General features: G+C 73.8%; 14 protein-coding genes. 9 read left to right on the forward strand and 5 right to left on the reverse strand.

The features are described 5' to 3' along the window. The first annotated feature begins 33 nt into the window (after positions 1-33). Positions 34-4,986 (forward strand): hypothetical protein, encoded by a 4,953-nt coding sequence (locus ACFY9V_RS33890; RefSeq protein WP_391164193.1) that lies wholly within the window; start codon positions 34-36, stop codon positions 4,984-4,986. 121 nt (positions 4,987-5,107) lie between these two features. Here the strand turns inward: ACFY9V_RS33890 and ACFY9V_RS33895 are convergent, their stop codons facing one another. After that, the gene (locus ACFY9V_RS33895) at positions 5,108-5,515 is read right to left on the reverse strand and encodes a hypothetical protein (protein WP_391050091.1); all 408 of its coding nucleotides are present in this window, start codon (positions 5,513-5,515) and stop codon (positions 5,108-5,110) included. A 166-nt stretch (positions 5,516-5,681) separates the two neighbouring features. Here ACFY9V_RS33895 and ACFY9V_RS33900 point away from each other — a divergent pair, with 166 nt between their 5' ends. The 4 genes from ACFY9V_RS33900 to ACFY9V_RS33915 all read left to right on the forward strand — a co-directional run bounded on the left by ACFY9V_RS33900 (position 5,682) and on the right by ACFY9V_RS33915 (position 9,959). Further along, positions 5,682-8,369: a nitrate- and nitrite sensing domain-containing protein gene (locus ACFY9V_RS33900; protein WP_391164194.1), complete on the forward strand. Its 2,688-nt coding sequence runs from the start codon at positions 5,682-5,684 to the stop codon at positions 8,367-8,369. Further along, positions 8,366-8,788, forward strand: coding sequence for a roadblock/LC7 domain-containing protein (locus ACFY9V_RS33905; protein WP_188286155.1), 423 nt, complete (start codon positions 8,366-8,368; stop codon positions 8,786-8,788). Before ACFY9V_RS33900 ends, ACFY9V_RS33905 begins: the two co-directional genes overlap by 4 nt. A gap of 32 nt (positions 8,789-8,820) precedes the next feature. After that, positions 8,821-9,216: a DUF742 domain-containing protein gene (locus tag ACFY9V_RS33910; RefSeq protein WP_355344056.1), complete on the forward strand. Its 396-nt coding sequence runs from the start codon at positions 8,821-8,823 to the stop codon at positions 9,214-9,216. A gap of 131 nt (positions 9,217-9,347) precedes the next feature. Then, complete coding sequence (locus ACFY9V_RS33915) at positions 9,348-9,959, forward strand: ATP/GTP-binding protein (protein WP_391164195.1); 612 nt, start codon at positions 9,348-9,350, stop codon at positions 9,957-9,959. 129 nt (positions 9,960-10,088) lie between these two features. On the opposite strand, the gene glpK is transcribed toward ACFY9V_RS33915, so the two are convergent. From glpK to ACFY9V_RS33935, 4 genes are all read right to left on the reverse strand, one after another. Beyond that, on the reverse strand, positions 10,089-11,624 hold the full coding sequence (gene glpK, locus ACFY9V_RS33920; RefSeq protein ID WP_391164196.1) for a glycerol kinase GlpK: 1,536 nt from the start codon (positions 11,622-11,624) through the stop codon (positions 10,089-10,091). A gap of 302 nt (positions 11,625-11,926) precedes the next feature. After that, positions 11,927-13,114: a lipid-transfer protein gene (locus ACFY9V_RS33925; protein WP_391164197.1), complete on the reverse strand. Its 1,188-nt coding sequence runs from the start codon at positions 13,112-13,114 to the stop codon at positions 11,927-11,929. After that, on the reverse strand, positions 13,111-13,587 hold the full coding sequence (locus tag ACFY9V_RS33930; RefSeq protein ID WP_391164199.1) for a zinc ribbon domain-containing protein: 477 nt from the start codon (positions 13,585-13,587) through the stop codon (positions 13,111-13,113). The genes ACFY9V_RS33925 and ACFY9V_RS33930 overlap by 4 nt, the downstream gene beginning before the upstream one ends. A gap of 119 nt (positions 13,588-13,706) precedes the next feature. Continuing rightward, entirely contained in the window at positions 13,707-14,072 is a 366-nt protein-coding gene (locus ACFY9V_RS33935; protein ID WP_391050082.1) for an Mpo1-like protein, read from the reverse strand. Between the two features lie 122 nt (positions 14,073-14,194). Between ACFY9V_RS33935 and ACFY9V_RS33940 the strand changes: the two genes are divergently transcribed. From ACFY9V_RS33940 to ACFY9V_RS33955, 4 genes are read left to right on the forward strand one after another with little or no spacing between them, the layout of a single operon-like run. Then, complete coding sequence (locus ACFY9V_RS33940; protein ID WP_391050080.1) at positions 14,195-15,103, forward strand: NUDIX domain-containing protein; 909 nt, start codon at positions 14,195-14,197, stop codon at positions 15,101-15,103. After that, positions 15,100-16,218 (forward strand): molecular chaperone DnaJ, encoded by a 1,119-nt coding sequence (locus ACFY9V_RS33945; protein ID WP_391164200.1) that lies wholly within the window; start codon positions 15,100-15,102, stop codon positions 16,216-16,218. Before ACFY9V_RS33940 ends, ACFY9V_RS33945 begins: the two co-directional genes overlap by 4 nt. A 40-nt stretch (positions 16,219-16,258) precedes the next feature. Then, the gene (locus tag ACFY9V_RS33950) at positions 16,259-17,269 is read left to right on the forward strand and encodes a hypothetical protein (protein ID WP_391164201.1); all 1,011 of its coding nucleotides are present in this window, start codon (positions 16,259-16,261) and stop codon (positions 17,267-17,269) included. Continuing rightward, the gene (locus ACFY9V_RS33955) at positions 17,269-18,603 is read left to right on the forward strand and encodes an adenylosuccinate synthetase (protein ID WP_391164202.1); all 1,335 of its coding nucleotides are present in this window, start codon (positions 17,269-17,271) and stop codon (positions 18,601-18,603) included. The genes ACFY9V_RS33950 and ACFY9V_RS33955 overlap by 1 nt, the downstream gene beginning before the upstream one ends. The last annotated feature ends 2 nt before the right edge of the window (positions 18,604-18,605 follow it).

The following is an 18,605-nucleotide window of genomic DNA, read 5'->3' on the forward strand; positions in this document are numbered from 1 at the left end:
CGACCTGAACCACGAGCCACGAGAGTCCGCCGCATGTACGAGCTTTCCCGACTCCGCCTCTACTCCATCGGGCCCGCGGGCGCGCGCTACGCCGACACCGTCCTGGACCTGCGGGGCGTCGGCGAGCCGGTGCCGCAACCCGCCCCCGCGCAGGGCGAGTTCTTCGCCGACGAGCCCGCAGGACCGCCGCGCCGCCCGGCGCCCGCGGGCGTGCTCTTCCTGGAGAACGGCGGCGGCAAGTCGGTCCTGCTCAAGCTGATCTTCTCGGTGATGCTGCCCGGCCACCGCAACACCCTGGGCGGCGCCAGCTCCGGCGTCCTGCGGAAATTCCTGCTGGCCGAGGACTGCGGCCACGTCGCCCTGGAGTGGCAGCACACCGTCACAGGCGAGCTGGTCGTGGTCGGCAAGGTCAGCGAGTGGCGAGGCCGCCAGGTGTCCACCGACCCGCGGAAATTCGCCGAGGCGTGGTATTCGTTCCGGCCGGGACCCGGCCTCAGCCTGGACTCGCTGCCCGTCGCCGAGGCCGCCAGCGTCCGGCCGCCGGTCGAGGGCATGTCCGGCGCGCGCGGCAGGCGCCGCACCATGAAGGGCTTCCGGGACGCGGTCACCGAGGCTGGCAAGGCGTACCCGCACCTGGAAGTGGTGTGGGAGGAGATCCACGACCGGTGGAACGAACACCTCGGCGACCTCGGCCTCGACCCCGAACTCTTCCGCTACCAGCGGGAGATGAACGCCGACGAGGGCGAGGCCGCGGGCCTGTTCGCCGTCAAGAAGGACTCCGACTTCACCGACCTCCTGCTGCGCGCCGTCACCGACACCCGTGACACCGACGGCCTCGCCGACCTCGTGCACGGCTTCGCCAACAAGCTCGGCCGCCGCGCGGAACTCACCGCGGAACGCGACTTCACCGCGGGCTCGCTCGACCTGCTGGAGCGGATCGTCGAGGCCGCCGCCACCCGCGACCAGGCCCGCGGCGTCCACGCCCAGTCCGAACGCCGCACCCGCGCCCTCGCCCGTCGCCTGTCCGCCCGCGCCCAGCAGGAGCGCGGCAGGACCGCCGAACTGGCCGAGCACATGGCGCGCGCCGCGCACAGCGTCACCGACGCCGACCAGGCCCGCGGCGGCAGCGCCCTGATCGCCGCCGAACTTGCCTACCGGCACGCCTCGTTGGCGCTGGCCGCCGCGGACAAGAGCGCCGCGGGACTCCGCCGCGAGCTGGGCGACGCCCGTACGCTGCACGCCGCCTGGCAGGCGGCCGAGACCGTACTGCGGCAGCGCGCCGCGGGCGACCGGCTGACCCGCGTCACCGCCGCGATCCGCGAGGCCGAACGCGACGCGGCCCCGGCGCTGGCCGCCCGCACCCGCGCCGCCGCCGATCTCGTACGCGCCCTGCACGCCGCCGCCGCACGCGCCGAGCAGCAGGCCGACGCCGAGGAGGAGCGGTCCGCCGCGCTTCAGGCGGAGTCCGAGGCCGCGCACCGCGACGCGACCGCCGCCGCCACCGAGGCGCAGCGCGCCCGCAGCGAGAGCGGACACCTCGGACAGCGGCTCGCCGAGGTCGAGCAGGAGACCGCCGAGGCGGTCAGCGCGGGCTGGCTCGACGACACCGCACCCGACGCCGACCCGGCCCGCGCGGCCCTCGCCGCCTCCGACGCGGAACAGACCGCGGCGGCCCTGGCCCGTTCCGCCACCGACACCGCCCACAGCGCCGCCGCCCGCGCCCGCGAGGCCGCCTCCGCCGAGGCCCGCGCCGACCTGGCCGCCGCCCGCGCCGCCGACGCCCTCACCACCGCGGAAGCCGCCAGAACCGCCGCGACCGTGGCGGCCACCGCGCTCGCCGCCGACCCCCGCCTGGCCGCCCTGCTGAGCGTGCCGGGCCCGCGCGACGGCACGGATTCCGCGGCGGGCCAGGACGCCGGACACCCGGTCGGCGCCCGCTCCGGCAGAACCTCCGACGCCTCGGCCGGTGACAGCGCGACCGGGCCGCACGGCGGTACGGGCCGTGACGCCCGGGACGGCTCGGCAGGACGGCACGGCGGTACGGGCTCCGGCGCCGCGGGTACGGCCGCGGGCCGCATCGGCCAGGGCTCGGGAGCCTCCGACCGGGACGGCGCGGGCGCGTCGCCCCTCCGCCCCGCCGCCGCGCGCCCGTCCGCGGACGGTCCCCTCACCGCCGCGGAGCTCGACGGCTTCGCCGAGCCGCTGCGGGAACTGCTGGACAGCGCCGTCGCCTCCGCCGAGCGCAAACTCTTCGAGCTGCGGACCGCGGCGGCCGACGACGCGCGCATCCTCGCCGCGCTCGGCGACGGCGGCCTGCTGCCGCCGGGCCCCGACGTCCTGGCGACCGTCGAATTCCTGGGGGAGCACGGCATTCCGGCGCTGCCCGGCTGGCGCTACCTCGCACAGGCCGTGGACCCGGTGGACCACGCGGTCGTGCTGGCCTCCCGCCCCGAGCTGGTCGACGGCGTCGTGGTCACGGAACCCGGCTCGTACCAGCGGGCCAGGGACGTGCTGGCGCAGGCCGCGCTGCTGCCGCGCTCGACGGTCGCGGTCGGCACCGCGGCGGCGCTGCTCGCGCCGCCGCCCGCGACGGCGGCGGGCAGCGCGGACCAGGACGTGTTCCTGGTCCCGCCGAACCCGGCGATGCACGACGAACTGGCCGCCGACGGCGAACGCCAGGAGCTGCGGGCCCGCGCCACCGCCCGCGAGGAGGACATCAGGACGCTCGCGGCCCGGCTCGCGCACGACCGGACGCTGTCGGCCCGCCTCGCCTCGTGGCGCGCCTCCTGCCCGCCGGACCGCCTCGCCGAGCTGGAGGCGGAGGTCACCGCCGCGCGGCAGAGCGCGGAGCAGGCCCGCGCGGAGCTGGCCGCGCTGCGCGCCGAACGCGCGGAGGCCGAGGCCGCCGCCGCCGAGAGCGCGCGGGACAACGACGCCCGCCGCGCCGCCGCCGAGCAGGCCCGGCGCCGCGCCGACGCGCTCGCCGGTCTCGCCCACCGGCTCCGCGAGCGCGCCAACTGGCAGCGCAGGGCACGGGAGTTGGCCGCCGACGCGGCCGAGGCGGAGACCCGCGCCGAGACCTGCCTGGCGCAGGCCCGCGCCGCGGACGAGGACCGCCGCGCCGCCCAGCGCGCCTCCGACGACGCCCGCCGCACCGCCCGCGTCCTGCGCGCCGAGCGGTCCGAGATCGCCGGAGCCCCCGACGAGAGCGCGCAGGACCGGGCGCAGGCCCCCGCGGCCACCGAGTCGCTGCCCGCGCTCCGCGAGGCGTACCACTCGGCCTCCCAGGTGTACGAGAAGGTCGGTGTCGGCGCCGACCTGCGCGCCGAGCAGGCCCGCGCGGAGAGCACCGAGAACGCGGCCCTGGTCGAACTGGACCGGCTCACCAACAAGGTCCGCAGCCGCGCCGCCCAGTTGCTCGAAGGCCCGGACGGCGCCGACGGCCCCTCACGGCAGGCCGCGGCGGCCCGCGCGGAACAGCTCGTACAGACCCTGGAGTCGCGCGCCTCCACCGCCAGCGAGCAGTTGGGGCGGCTGCGCGGCGAGGCGGAACGGCTCGCGCCCGCGGACGGCGACCGGCACACCGACCTGCCCGACGGACTGCTGCCGCGCGATGCCGAGCACGCGCAGGAGCTGCTGCGCGCCGCCAACGCCGAACTGGCTTCCCGCACCGACGCGTTGGAGCAGGCGAGGGCCGCCCACACCGACATGGTCCACGCCCACCGCGCCGCCGAGGACGCGGCGGGCGGCTTCGACGAGATCGCCGCGATGCTGCGCGACCTGCTGCGGGACAACGCGCCGGGACAGCAGGACGAGGACGAGCCGGAGCCGTACCCCGGCAGCACCGAGGAGGCCCGGCAGGCCGCGGCGGAGGCCCGGCGCGGTCTGCGCGGCTGCGCGGCCGACCTGTCCACCGCGGAGACCCAGCTCCGCGAAGCCTCCGACGTCCTGGTCCGGCACGCCAACGCGGTGCGCTACGAGCAGGTCAGGACGCCCGCGCGCCAGCAGATCAGGGAACTGCCCGCCGCCGCGCTGCCCGAGCACGCCGCGGCCTGGGCGACCGCCTTCGCCCCGCGGCTGCGCGTGCTGACCGACGAGCTGACCCAGCTGGAGCGCAACCGCGACAGCATCGTGGACCGGCTGCGCGGCCTGGTCGAGTCCTCGCTCGCCACCCTGCGCTCGGCGCAGCGCCTGTCACGGCTGCCGGAAGGGCTCGGCGAATGGTCGGGCCAGGAGTTCCTGCGGATCCGCTTCGAGGACCCGGACCAGTCCGTTCTCACCGAACGCCTCGGCGAGGTCATCGACGAGGCCACCAGGGCCGCCGTACGCAAGAATTCGGACCTGCGGCGGGACGGGATGTCCCTGCTGCTGCGCGGCGTCGGGTCCGCGCTCGAACCGCGCGGCATCGCCGTGGAGATCCTCAAACCGGACGCGGTGCTGCGCGCCGAGCGGGTGCCGGTCGGACAGATGGGCGACGTGTTCTCCGGCGGGCAGCTCCTCACCGCCGCCATCGCCCTCTATTGCACGATGGCCGCGCTGCGAAGCAACGACCGGGGCCGGGACAAGCAGCGGCACGCGGGCACCTTGTTCCTCGACAATCCCATCGGTCGCGCCAACGCCACCTATCTCCTGGAATTGCAGCGCGCGGTGGCCGACGCCTTGGGCGTACAGCTCATTTACACCACGGGACTGTTCGACACCACGGCACTCGCCGAATTCCCGCTGGTGGTCAGGCTCCGCAATGACGCGGATCTGCGGGCGGGCCTGAAATACATCAGCGTCGAGGAGCATCTGCGGCCGGGACTTCCGGTCCCCGACCCGCAGGGCGAGCAGGTGCACGGCGAGATCACCGCCACCCGGATGTACCGACGGCCGCCCGAGCCGGAGCGGGACGGGAGAGACGGGGAATCGGACATGCCCGTTTCCGGGTCCGGGCGCGCCGCCGTGCCCGGACCGGGCAGGGAACTCCAGCCGGACAGAGGCTAGTCCGGACCGTCGCCGGCGGTGGCCGCCGCTGCAACCGGCCGCCGCTGGGTACGGACCGCGATCAGCTCCCGGACCGTCGCCCGACCACCAGGTACCGACGGCAGACCGCGAGCGGCCGGAGTCAGACGCCGAGGTGCCAGGGCAGATGGCGCGGTATGTGCACCCGCCGCGTCGGCCTGCCGCGCGCGGCCGACCGCGCCGCACGGTGCCTTCTGCGCCGCTCCCTGCGCAGGGCACGGGCCGCGCTGCTCGGGCTGGAGAGCACCCCGTTGCGCTGGTTCCACACCTGTCGCGTCACCCACACGTCCAACACCGCCCACGTGGCGACGACGCTGGTGAAGACGGCGGAGATCAGCGCGGGCGCCGACAGCCAGGAGTGTCCGGCGGCCAGCAGTACGGCCATCACCGCGAGGATCAGCGCGACGGCCACGATCAGCACCGCCCGCACCGCCGCCGCTCGTACCGGATCGGGCATTCGGGGAGTGCCGACCGGGTCCTCGGTCCACACCCGCCCTTGTTCGAAGTCCATACAAGGTGCCTGCCCCGAATCTTCACGATGCATTCCGGGGTACGTATCCGGCCAGACCTGCCCAACCCTACGCACTGGCTTTCGAGTTACCGCATCGGCAGTAGTAGGCTCACGCCGTTTAAACGCGACAGACGATCCCCATACCGGGGAAGACGTTGGGGAGGCCATGCGCTTTCGCGGTACGACGATCCGCCGGAAGATCGTGGCGCTGCTGCTGATCCCACTGGTGTCCCTCACCCTCATCTGGGCCTTCGCCGCCACCATCACCGGGCGCGAGGTGTTCGGACGGCCGGACATCCAGCGAATAGTCGACAATGTCGGCTATCCCGCCGACGACGCGGTTCGGAACCTTCAGCAGGAGCGCAGGGTCGCTCTGGTCTTTCTGGCCAACACCCGTGACTCCGAGGCGCGGATCGCCTACGACAAGCAGGAACACGCCACCGACGCGTCCATCGCCAAGATGCGGACGACCATCGACGCGTCCGGCGTCCGCGACGACCTGAACGCGCGGTCCCGCGACCGCCTCGACGACCTCCTCAACACCGTCGAGGGCCTCACCTCGCTCCGCCAGCGGATCGACAACCAGCGGATCACCCGCGACGACGCCTACCAGGCGTACAACTCGCTGGTCGATCCCACCTTCGACCTCTTCGAGGAGTACCTCCCGCTCAGCGACGTCACGCTGGACAGCCAGCGGCGCGCGGTGATCGGCCTCTACCGGGCGCAGGAGGAGGTCAGCCGCGAGGACGCGCTGGTGGCCGCCGCGATCAGCACCGGCCACACCAGCAAGGACGAACTGCGCTCCTTCACCTTCGCGGTCGCCGAGCAGCGCAACTACTACGCCGTCGACCTCAAGACCCTCACCGACGAGGCGCGCGCGCCCTTCGACACGTACTGGCAGAGCGCCAGCGGCAAGGCGCTGCGGGCCGCCGAGAACGCGATCATCGTCGCGGGCGTGGAGGAGGCGCCGGTCGTGGCCGCCCAGAAGGCGTGGCCCGCGACCGCCGCCACCGTGATGACCGACCTCGGCAAGCTCGACGGCGAGGCCATCGCGAAGTTCAGCAAGCAGGCCAGGCCGCTGTCCACCACGCTGGTCGTCGAAGCCGCCGTCATCGGTGTCCTCGGTCTGGTCGCGGTGATCGCCTCGCTGATCGTGTCGGTACGGATCGGCCGCAGCCTGATCCGCGACCTGTCCGGGCTGCGCCGCGAGGCCCAGGAGGTCTCCGGCACCCGGCTGCCCCGCGTCATGCGGCGGCTGGCCGCGGGCGAACAGGTCGACGTCGAGACCGAGGTGCCGCGGCTCCAGTACTCCGACGACGAGATCGGACAGGTCGGCAAGGCGCTCAACACCCTCCAGCGGGCCGCCGTCGAGGCCGCCGTCCGCCAGGCCGACATGCGCAAGGGCGTCTCCGAGGTCTTCGTCAACCTCGCCCGCCGCAGCCAGGTCCTGCTGCACCGCCAGCTCACCCTGCTGGACGCGATGGAGCGCCGCACGGAGAACGCCGAGGAACTGGCCGACCTCTTCCGCCTCGACCACATGACCACCCGCATGCGGCGGCACGCCGAGGGCCTGGTCATCCTCTCCGGTGTCGCCCCCTCCCGGCAGTGGCGCAAGCCCGTCCAGCTCATGGACGTGGTCCGCGCCGCCGTCGCCGAGGTCGAGGACTACGAGCGGATCGAGGTACGGCGTCTGCCCCGGCTGGCCGTCACCGGCTCGGCGGTCGGCGACCTCACCCACCTGCTCGCCGAACTCATCGAGAACGCCGCCGTGTTCTCGCCGCCGCACACCGCGGTACGGCTGCACGGCGAGCCGGTCGCCAACGGCTTCGTGCTGGAGATCGACGACCGCGGCCTCGGCCTGACGCCCGACGCGCTGCTGGAGTCCAACCTCCGGCTGGCCGAGACCCCGGAATTCGAACTGTCGGACACCGACCGGCTCGGCCTGTTCGTGGTCAGCCGCCTCGCGCAGCGCCAGGGCGTCAGGGTCTCGCTGCGGCAGTCCCCGTACGGCGGCACCACCGCCGTCGTCCTCATCCCGGCGAATCTGCTCACCGAGACCGGCGACGACACCGGCGCGACCAAGATCGGCGACCTCACCGAGTCCCGCCCGGCGCGGGTGCCCTCCGACACCGAGCACACCTTCCGGCAGTGGGGCCTGGACGGCATCGGCGGCGAGACGCAGAAGGAGCACGAGGCGCACCCGGCGGACGAACCCGTCGGCGCGCCGGTCGGCGAGGCGGGCGACCCGGAACTCGACGGGCCGCTGCCGTTGCCGCGCCGCCGCCGTACCGCGCCCGTACTGGTCTCCGACCGCGGCCGACCGGTCGGCGGACCCTCCGCGCAGACCTCGCAGGCCGACCGGGGAGCGCTGGAACAGGCCGCGGAGCGGGCCGTGGCGCAGGCGCAGGCCCGCGGCGAGCTGTACCCACAGGGCCAGCCGCAGGCACAGACCCCGGCGCAGGCACCGGCTCCGGCGGAGCCCCAGCCGCTGCCCGCGCGCCGGTCCCCGTCTCGGCCCGCGTCCGAACCCACGCCCGAACCCCCGTCCGGGTCCACGCCTTTGACGGCCGCGAAGAAGACGACCGCGTCCGGCGCGGGCGGCAGCGCACTGCCCCGCCGGGTCAGGCAGGCCAATCTGGCGCCGCAGTTGAGGGTGGAGACCACCGCCCGCGACAGCGGCGGCGCGACCGGCGAGGGCGCCGGCCGCGAGCGGTCGGCGGACGAGGTCCGCGACCGGATGGCGGCACTCCAGCGCGGCTGGCAGCGCGGCCGGGAAGTGACCGAGAACGACGGCACGCAAGACGACCCGTCGGCATCCGCACCGAGAACGACACCTGAGGGGAACGGTCGATGACCGCACCATCGAGCCCGACACGCGAGCTGAGCTGGCTCCTTGACGATCTGGTCTCGCGCGTGGCCAGCATCCGCAAGGCCCTGGTCCTCTCCGGCGACGGCCTGGCCATCGGCGCGTCGGACGGACTGACCCGCGAGGACTCCGAGCACCTCGCCGCCGTCGCATCCGGCTTCCACAGCCTCGCCAAGGGCGTAGGACGGCATTTCGAGGCCGGGCGCGTCCGGCAGACCATGGTCGAACTGGACGACGCCTTCCTCTTCGTGACGGCGGCGGGCGACGGAAGCTGCCTGGCCGTACTCAGCGCGGCCGAGTCCGACGTCGGCCAGGTCGCGTACGAGATGGCGCTACTGGTCAAGCGGGTCGGTGCCCACCTGGGCACCGCGGCTCGGAACGACGGCGGCGCGGCACTCAGCGGCTGACCGGATGATCTGACAACGGGGTGACGGGTGTCATGACTTCTGATTCGGACCGGTGGTACGACGACGCGGCAGGACCGGTGGTGCGGCCCTATGCGATGACAAGGGGCCGCACCAGCAACGCCGCTGAGACGAAGATCGACCTGATCGCCCTGGTGATCACGGAGACCGAGGCCGGGGACGACGGAGGCGCGCAGGACGACCACACGCTGTCACCCGAGCACCTCGACATCGTCGAACGCTGTCAGGTCCAGGCCGTCTCCGTCGCTGAGCTGGCCGCCGACCTCGACCTGCCGGTCGGGGTGGTCCGCGTCCTGGTCGGGGACCTGCTGGAGGCGTCGCACGTACAACTCCACCAGCCGGTCCCACCGGCCGAGTTGGTGGACGAGAACATCCTGCGCGAGGTCATCAACGGGCTGCGCGCGCTGTAGTGGATCGTGATCCACTGCGGCGTGCCGGTCATGTTCGAACAGGACTAGGCTCTCCGCAGACGTACGACGAAGCGCAACCGACGTACAGATCGACGTACAACTGACAACGCCGGCAGGGAAGTAGACACAACATGGCTTTCGCGCGATCGGATCGCCGCCGCAAGCCGTCCGCCGACGAGCCGGTGGCGCTCAAGCTGCTGGTGGCGGGCGGCTTCGGCGTGGGCAAGACCACGCTGGTGGGCGCGGTCAGCGAGATCAGGCCGCTGCGCACCGAGGAGTCGCTCAGCGAGGCGGGCCGCCCGGTGGACGACATCGAGGGCGTGGAGGGCAAGCGCACCACCACCGTCGCCATGGACTTCGGGCGGATCACGCTCAGGGACAACCTGGTGCTGTATCTGTTCGGCACGCCAGGACAGGACCGGTTCTGGTTCCTGTGGGACGAGTTGGCGCAGGGCGCGCTCGGCGCGGTCGTACTCGCCGACACCCGCCGCCTGGAGGACTGCTTCGCGGCCGTCGACTACTTCGAGCGGCGCGGCATCCCCTTTACGGTCGCCGTCAACTGCTTCGACGGCGCCGAGCTGCACGCGCCGGACATCGTGCGCGACGCCCTCGACCTGGACGCCTCCGTGCCGGTGGTGTTGTGCGACGCGCGCGAGCGGGACTCGGCGAAGAACGTCCTGATCACCGTGGTGGAACACGCGGCGCAGATGGCGACGGGGCGCAAGGAGCCCGCCGCCACCTGAGCCCGGCGGCTGCCTGGGGTCGGACGCTTCCGCAGCCCGGCCGCCGCCTCGGACGCTTCCGCAGCCCGGCCGCGCCTGAGCCCGGTTCTTCCGCGAGACGGCCAACCGGCCGCCGTTCAGAGCCGATCGCTATCCGGCGGAGCCGTCCTCGCCGTCCTCCTCCAGCCGGCCGAAGCTCCGCTCGACGGCCATCTTCCAACGCCGGTAACCGAGTTCACGTCGCGGCTCGGCCATGCGCGGCCTCCACTCGGTGTCGCGCTCCCACTGCGCCCTGAGCGTGTCGAGGCCGTCCCACACGCCGGTCGCCAGACCCGCGGCGTAGGCCGCGCCGCGGCTGGTGGTCTCGGCGACGACCGGCCGGACCACCGGCACGCCCAGCACGTCGGCCTGATGCTGCATCAGCAGGCTGTTGACGGTCATGCCGCCGTCCACGCGCAGTTCGGCGATGCGTACGCCGGAGTCCTCCTGCATCGCGTCGACCACCTCGCGGGTCTGCCAGCTCGTGGCCTCCAGCACGGCCCGCGCCAGGTGCGCCTTGGTGACGAAGCCGGTGAGCCCGGTGATCACACCGCGCGCGTCGGACCGCCAATAGGGCGCGAACAGCCCGGAGAAGGCCGGCATGACGTAGGCGCCGCCGTTGTCGGGCACGCTCGCGGCCAGCGGCTCGATCTCGTCCACGCTGCGGATGAGGCCGAGTTGGTCGCGCAGCCAGTGGACGAGGGCCCCGGTGACGGCGATCGAGCCCTCCAGGCAGTACGCGGGCCGGTCGCCGCCGAGCCGGTAGCCGACGGTGGTGAGCAGACCGCTCTTGGACGGCACCGGCCGTGCCCCGGTGCTCATCAGCAGGAAGCTGCCCGCGCCGTAGGTGTTCTTGGCCTCGCCGGTCTCGAAGCAGGTCTGTCCGAAGAGCGCGGCCTGCTGGTCGCCGAGCGCGGCGGCCACCGGCACGCCCGCGAGCCGTCCGACGGCGGTGCCGTAGACCTCGGCGGAGGACCGTATCTCCGGCAGGACGGCCTCGGGGATGTCCATGGTGGCCAGGATCGCCGGGTCCCAGTCCAGCGTGTCGAGGTCCATCAGCAGGGTGCGCGAGGCGTTGGTGACGTCGGTGACATGGACGCCGCCGTGGACGCCGCCGGTCAGATTCCACACCAACCAGGAGTCGACGGTGCCGAAGGCGATCTCGCCGTTCTCCGCGCGCCGCCGCAGCCCCGGCACATGGTCGAGCAGCCAGGCCACCTTGGGCCCGGAGAAGTACGGCGCCAGCGGCAACCCGGTGGCGTCGCGGAACCTGTCCTGGCCGTAGGTGCCGCCGAGTTCGGCGCACAGCGCCGAGGTGCGGGTGTCCTGCCAGACCAGCGCGTTGTGCACCGGGCGTCCGGTCGAGCGGTCCCAGAGCACCGTCGTCTCGCGCTGGTTGGCGATCCCGAGGGCGCTGAGCTGGTCGGGGCGCAGCCCGGCCCTGGCGAGCGCGCCAGCCGCCACGGCCTGCGTCTTCGCCCAGATCTCGGTCGCGTCGTGCTCCACCCAGCCGGGCCTGGGGAGGATCTGCCGGTGGTCGCGCTGGTCGGCGGCGACGATCCGGCCGCCGCTGTCGAAGACGACGCACCGGGTGGACGTGGTGCCCTGGTCGATGGCGGCTACGTAGCTCACGGGCTGGTCGCTCATGTCGGTCTCCCTTGCCCGGTCCGCGCGGGACCGTGTCGGGAACGGGCGGCGGCGCGGACCGCCGGTGGCCGGTGCCCCTCCCGCCGACCGGCTCCGCGCCACCGGAAGTGTTCTCCAGGGGTGACGGAGCGTCAAGAAGCGTGACCGATCAGGTCACTTCACGACGAAGCCGCGACCGATCCCCACCGTGTGACCCGACACGCGTCGGTACGGTCCGGCCCGGTGCGCGTCCGACCAACCCGTGCGGCCCGGTGCGCGTCCGCCCGGCCCGTACGATCCGCTACGCGCCCCCCGGTGCCCGGTCACTTCACCACGACCACCGCGGAGCCGTGCCCGAACAGCCCCTGGTTGGCGGTGATTCCGAGGCGCGCTCCCGCGACCTGCCGCCCTTCCGCCCGGCCGCGGATCTGGCGGACCAGCTCGCAGACCTGCGCGATGGCCTGGGCGGGTACGGCCTCGCCGAAGGACGCCAGGCCGCCGCTGGTGTTGACCGGGATGGCGCCGCCCAGCGCGGTCGCCCCCGACCGCAGCAGCTTGGCGCCCTCACCCGCCGGGCACAGGCCCAGATCCTCGTACCACTGGAGTTCCAGGGCGGTCGACAGGTCGTAGACCTCAGCCAGGTCGAGGTCTCCCGGCGCGATCCCGGCTTCCTCGTACGCCGCCGCCGCGATCGAGGCGCGCGGCTCCCGTCCGGGCGGGGGCACGGCGACGGCGGAGTCACTCGCGATGTCAGGCAAGTCCGGTACGGTGCGCGGGTATTGGGGCGTCACGGTGGAGACCGCGCGGATCCGTACCGGGGTGGAGGTGTGCCGCCGGGCGAAGTCCATGCTCGACAGCACGAGCGCGGCGCCGCCGTCCGAGGTGGCGCAGATGTCCAGCAGCCGCAGCGGATCGGCGACGACCGCGGAGGCCGCGACCTCTTCGGCGCTGACCGGCTCGCGGTAGCGGGCCAGTGGATTGGCCGCGCCCGCACGGGAGTTCTTGACCTTGACCTGCGCGAAGTCGTCGAGTGTGTCACCGTGCACGGCCATCCTGCGGCGCGCGTACAGGCCGAAGTAGCCGGGGTTGGTGGCGCCGAGGACCCGGAAGCGCAGCCAGTCGGGGTCGTCGGGCCGCTCGCCGCCCGCGGGGGCGAAGAAGCCCTTGGGCGCGGAGTCGGCGCCGACCACGAGCGCCACGTCGGTGAGGCCCGCCAGGATCTGCGCGCGGGCGGTCGCGATGGCCTGCGCCCCGGAGGCGCACGCGGCGTAGACGCTGGTGACGCGGGCGCCCTGCCAGCCGAGCGCCCGCGCGAAGGTCGCGCCCGCCACGTATCCGGGATAGCCGCCGCGTACGGTGTCGGCGCCCACCACCGACCGCACCTCGCGCCAGTCGAGGCCCGCGTCCGCGAGGGCCGCGCGGGCGGCGGCGACCCCGTATTCGGTGAACGGCCGCCCCCACTTGCCCCAGGGGTGCATGCCGGCACCGAGCACCGCGATGTCGGCGGTCATCGGGCACCGCCCACGGGCCGCCAGTTCCAGGTGCCGCGCCCGGTGTCGGCGCCGCCCGTACCGTCGGCTGCCGTCTCCCCGAGCACCCCGGGCACCAGCTCGACCGGCATCCCGACCGCGAGATCGGCCGGGGTCACCCCGGGCGCCGCCTGTCCCAGCACGACCATCCGCTCGTCCGCCAGCTCGACGGCGACCAGGGTGTACGGCTGCCACGCGCGCCCGGGGTCCCAGGGATACGGCGGCGGCGTCCGGTAGCGGGCGTCGGTGTACGACCAGACGTGCCCGGTCCTGGAGAGCGGGAACTCGTCCAAGTCGGTACCCGCGCAGGCGGGGTTGCGGCAGAAGGAGTCCTCACGGGGGAAGAACACGCTTCCGCAGTCGCGGCACCGGGTGCCGAGCAGCCGGAAGTCGGTTCCCGTCCCCTCGGTGAACCAGCCCTCGACCACCGGCGGTGTGCGCCTGTGCTGCTCCACGCGGCCTCCCCGACTCGCCATCTGACGGATCGTCAGAAGTGTGCCACGGGCGGCCCGCCGGCGGAACAGCGCCGGACCGCGCGACGTCGGCGGGCCGGACCTGCCGGTGCGAGGCGGTGTCAGGCGTCGTCGCCCGTGCCGCCCTGCTCCGCCAGCCACTTGTCCGCCGTCTCGGCCAGTTCGGCGTCCCGTCCGGCGAGCATGGTGGTGATCATCTTGACGTCGCCGCGCAGCGACCACGCCGGGTGCCCGAAGGTCGCCGGATTGTTCTTCTCGATCAGGAAGTGGGCGGGCCACGCCGTTCCGTACCCGATCAGCGGCAGCGCCGCCGCGTACCGCTTGCGGCCCCGCGCCAGGCCGTACCCGGTGACCGCGAGGCCGGTGAGCGTGCCCGCCAGGTGCACCCAGCGGGTGGCGGCCTTCGAGTGCATCGCCACGTAGTACGGCCAGAACTCCTCGAAAGTGCTGAACGTCTGCTTCGTCATTACCGCAGAGTAGCGCCGCCCCTGGACGGTGTCAGGGGTCGGTGCTATGGTCTTCTCCTAGTGAGAATGACTCACCCTGAGAACAACATGCGGGGTGGGTTCGGCGCGAGACGGGGGCGATCATGACGGACGCGGTGAACACGCCGGAGTCGGCGGGGGAGTCGGCGGCGCGGCGGGAGCGGGACTTCCTCGACTCCTACGATCCGCGCGCCTTCGACCCGATTGCCGTGACCGTCGACATCGTCGCGCTGACCCTGCGCGCCGACCGGCTGCACGTACTGGCCGTCGAGCGGGGCGGACCGCCGTTCGCGGGGGAGCGGGCACTGCCGGGCGGATTCGTCCGGGCGGGACGCGAGTCCCTGGACGAGGCGGCGGCGCGGGAGTTGGCCGAGGAGACCGGCCTGGACGCCACGGCGCTCGGCCGGGTCCACCTGGAACAGCTCGGCTCCTACGGCGTCCCCGACCGCGACCCGCGCATGCACGTGGTCTCGATCGCGTACCTCGCCTTCGCGCCGGGACTGCCCGATGCCACGCCGGGAAGCGACGCCGCGGGCGCCGCCTGGATCCCCGTCGAAGCAATCCTCCCGAAAGGGCAACCGGACGCGGCGCCGCCGCGTCCCTTCGAGCAGGGTCGGCGGACCGGAATCTACGGGGGTGGTACCGGCCGCCGGCCCGCTTCTCACGGGAGCGCTCCCCGGCTCGCCTTCGACCACGACCGCATCCTCGCGGACGGTCTGGAACGCGCCCGCGGAAAGATCGAGTACACCCCGCTGGCCACGGCTTTCCTCGGCGAGACCTTCACCATCAGCGAATTGCGCGCGGTCTACGAGACGGTGTGGGGCGCGCCGCTGCACGCGGGCAACTTCCACCGCAAAGTGCTCTCCGTGCCGGGCTTCGTGGAGTCCACCGGCGAGACCGACAGCCGCCCCGGCAGCAAGGGCGGTCCGCGCGCCCGTCTCTACCGGGCAGGCGATGCCCGGTTGCTGCACCCGGCGCTGCTCCGCCCCGACCGGGAGGACGACGTCCGATGACCGCCACCACGAATCCGCTCGGTGACCCGGCCGGTGACCGGACCAACGGCCCGACGCGGGGCGCGAGTCGCGGACCCCTCGGCGACCCCGGCAACGACCCGTCGGGCGCACACATACGCACCTTCGAGGACGCCCTCGCCGCCCTCGACGCGGACTTCCCGGCCGACGCCCACGACGCGGTCCGCCACTACCGGCGGCTCGCCCGGCTGCTGCACCCCGACGCCGCACCGCCCGGCCGGACCGCGGAGGCCGCCGCGGCCTTCGCCCGGCTGTCCGCCCGCCACCACCACACCGACGAAAGGGCCACCGCTCCCACCGTCACCACCGCGGACCGCCGCTACGTCCTCGGCCCGGTCCTGGCCACCGGCGACCTCGCCGTCCTGCGGACCGCCCACTACGACGAGAACGGCGACCGGCGCGAGGCCGTACTGAAGATCCCGCAACGGCCCCGCGACAACGACCTGTTGGAGCACGAGGCCGACGTGCTGCGCCGCCTCGACACCGTCGGCGAACGGCGGCACCGCGCGTACGCCCCGCAACTGATCGAGAGCTTCAGGCACCGCGACACCGACGGCGTCGAGCGGCACGTCAACGCGCTCGTACCGCTCACCGGCTTCCACACGCTCGCCGAGGTCGCCGCCGCCCACCCCGGCGGCCTCGACCCGCGCGACGCGGCCTGGATGTGGCGCCGCCTGCTGACCGCGCTCGGCTGGGCCCACCGCGCCCGGCTGGTGCACGGCGCCGTCTTCCCCGAACACGTCCTCATCCACCCCGAGTTGCACGGCCTGGTCCTGGTCGACTGGTGCTACGCGACCGCCTTCGACACCCATGTGCCGGTCCTCGTCGACCGGCACAGGGACGCCTATCCGCCCGAGGTCCCGGAGCGCCGACCGGCCTCCCCGGCCACCGACATCCACCTCGCCGCGCTCTGCGTGCGGCAGCTCATGGGCGACCGGGCACCGGCGCCGATGCGCGCCTTCCTGCGCGCGTGCGTCCTGCCCTCGCAGAACGCCCGCCCGCAGGACGCCTGGCAGCTCCTCGGCGAGCTGGACGACCTGCTGGAACGGCTCTACGGGCCGCGCACCTTCCGCCCGTTCGCCATGCCGCACATCTGACAACCGCGACACCACCACCACGACACAAGGGGGAACCACCATGGGCAGCGGAAGCTGGTCCACCAATGTCTACGACGCCGCCGCGCGCTACCGCGCCGCGTCCGGCTCCGGCGCCTTCGCCTACAGCGACCACGTCACCGGCTCGTCCCCGCGCAGCAGTTGGGCGGCCCACCCGTCACTCGACCCCAAGAACATCACCCTGCGGGAGAGCCGCGACTCCGCGGAACACCCCACCTCGCTCGCCATCGCCGTGCTCTTCGACGTCACCGGCTCGATGCGCACCGTGCCGCAGGTGCTCCAGACCAAGCTGCCCGAGCTGTTCGGCCTGCTGCTGCGCAAGGGCTACACCGAGCACCCGCAGGTGATGTTCGGCGCGGTCGGCGACGCCACCTGCGACCGGGTGCCCCTCCAGATCGGGCAGTTCGAGTCCGACAACCGGATGGACGACGACCTCGGCAACATCCTCCTGGAGGGCGGGGGCGGCGGCCAGATGAGCGAGTCGTACGAACTCGCGCTCTACACCATGGCCCGGCACACCGCGCTGGACTGCCACGAGAAGCGCGGGCGGCGCGGCTACCTGTTCCTGATCGGCGACGAGATGCCGTACGGCAAGGTCAAGGCGCGCGAGGTGTGGGACGTCCTCGGCGAGCGCATCCCGCAGGACATCCCGATCACCGACATCGTCGCCGAACTCCAGCGCACCTACCACGTCCACTACATCCTCCCGGCGGGCTCCTCCTACGTCGGCAACACCGAAGTGCTCGGCATCTGGCGGAAGTTGCTCGGCCAGAACGTCATCGAGCTGGACGACCTCGACGCGGTCTGCGAGACCATCGCGCTGACCGTGGGCCTCGGCGAGGAGGCGATCGACCTCGCCGCGGGCCTGGCCGACCTGGCCGACGTCGGCTCGGCGGCGGGCGACAGCGTCAGCAGGGCGCTCGCCGGACTCGACCGGGGCAGGGACGGCGCGGCCCGCGGCAGCGCCCTCGCCGTCTCCGACGCGCCCCTCACCGACGGCGACGCGGGTCCCGCCACCACCACGAGGCTGTAGTGCACACCATCGTCGTCGACCTCGGATTCGGGGACGCGGGCAAGGGCGCCGCCGTGGACCGGCTCTGCCAGGACGGTACGGTCCAGGCGGTCGTCCGGTTCAACGGCGGCGCCCAGGCCGCGCACAACGTCGTCACCGCCGACGGCCGCCACCACACCTTCGCGCAGTTCGGCTCCGGCACGCTGCGCGGGGTCCGCACCCACCTGTCGCGGTTCATGACCGTCGACCCGCTCGCGCTGGCCGCCGAGGCCGACCACCTGCGCACGGTCGGCGTCCCCGACCCGTACGCCCTGCTGTCCGTCGACCGCGCGGCGCCGATCGCCACCCCGTACCACGCCGCCGCCAACCGGCTGCGGGAGCAGGCGCGCGGCGCCGACCGGCACGGCTCCTGCGGGATGGGCGTGGGCGAGGCCGCCGCGTACGCGCTCGCCCACCCCGGTGACGCGCCGACCGTCGGCGACTGCGCGTCACGCCCTCGGCTGCTGCGCCAACTGCGCCTGCTGCGCGACCGGTTGGCGGACGAGTTGGGCCCGCTTCCCGCGCCGCCGGTCGAGGACTGCGCGGAAGTCCTCGCCGCCTTCGCCCGTACGGTCACCCTGACCGACGGGGCCGCGCTGCACGACCTCCTGCGACGGGGCCCGGTGGTCTTCGAGGGCGCCCAGGGCGTCCTGCTGGACGAATGGCACGGCTTCCACCCGTACACCACCTGGTCCACCACCACCTTCGCCAACGCCGAGACGCTGCTGGCCGAGGCAGGCACACCGGGCGAGGCACGGCGGCTGGGCGTCGTGCGCACCTACACCACCCGGCACGGGCCGGGCCCGCTCGTCACCGAGGACCCGGAGCTGACACCGCTGCTGCCCGAGCCGCACAACGGCCACGGCCGCTGGCAAGGCGCCTTCCGCACCGGCCACTTCGACGCCGTCGCGCACGCGTACGCCGTGGAGGTCTGCGGGGGAGTGGACGCCCTCGCCGTCACCCACCTCGACGCGCCCGCCCGCGCCCGCGGCCTGCGCATCTGCCGCGCCTACGGCATCGACGGCACCCTCGTCGAACGCCTCCCGCCGGGTCCGCCCGGCGACCTGGCCCGCCAGGCCGCCCTCACCGCGCGCCTCCAGCGCGCCCTCCCGGCCCTGTGGGACACGCCCGGACGCGACCCACGCCGCTGGTCGGACGCGATCGGCGCGGCCCTGGGCGCCCCCGTCCTGCTGGAGTCCTCGTCCCCGACCCGCCAGGTCCTGCGCAAGCCGCCCCGCGGCCCAGAAGCCGGCCCGACCCGCAAGGCCGCCTCTGAAGCGGCCCGGCACCCCACCCGCACGACCGCTGTCCGATAGGG

This window comes from Streptomyces sp. NPDC008317, from assembly GCF_042955955.1.
In the GTDB taxonomy this organism is placed as follows: domain Bacteria; phylum Actinomycetota; class Actinomycetes; order Streptomycetales; family Streptomycetaceae; genus Actinacidiphila.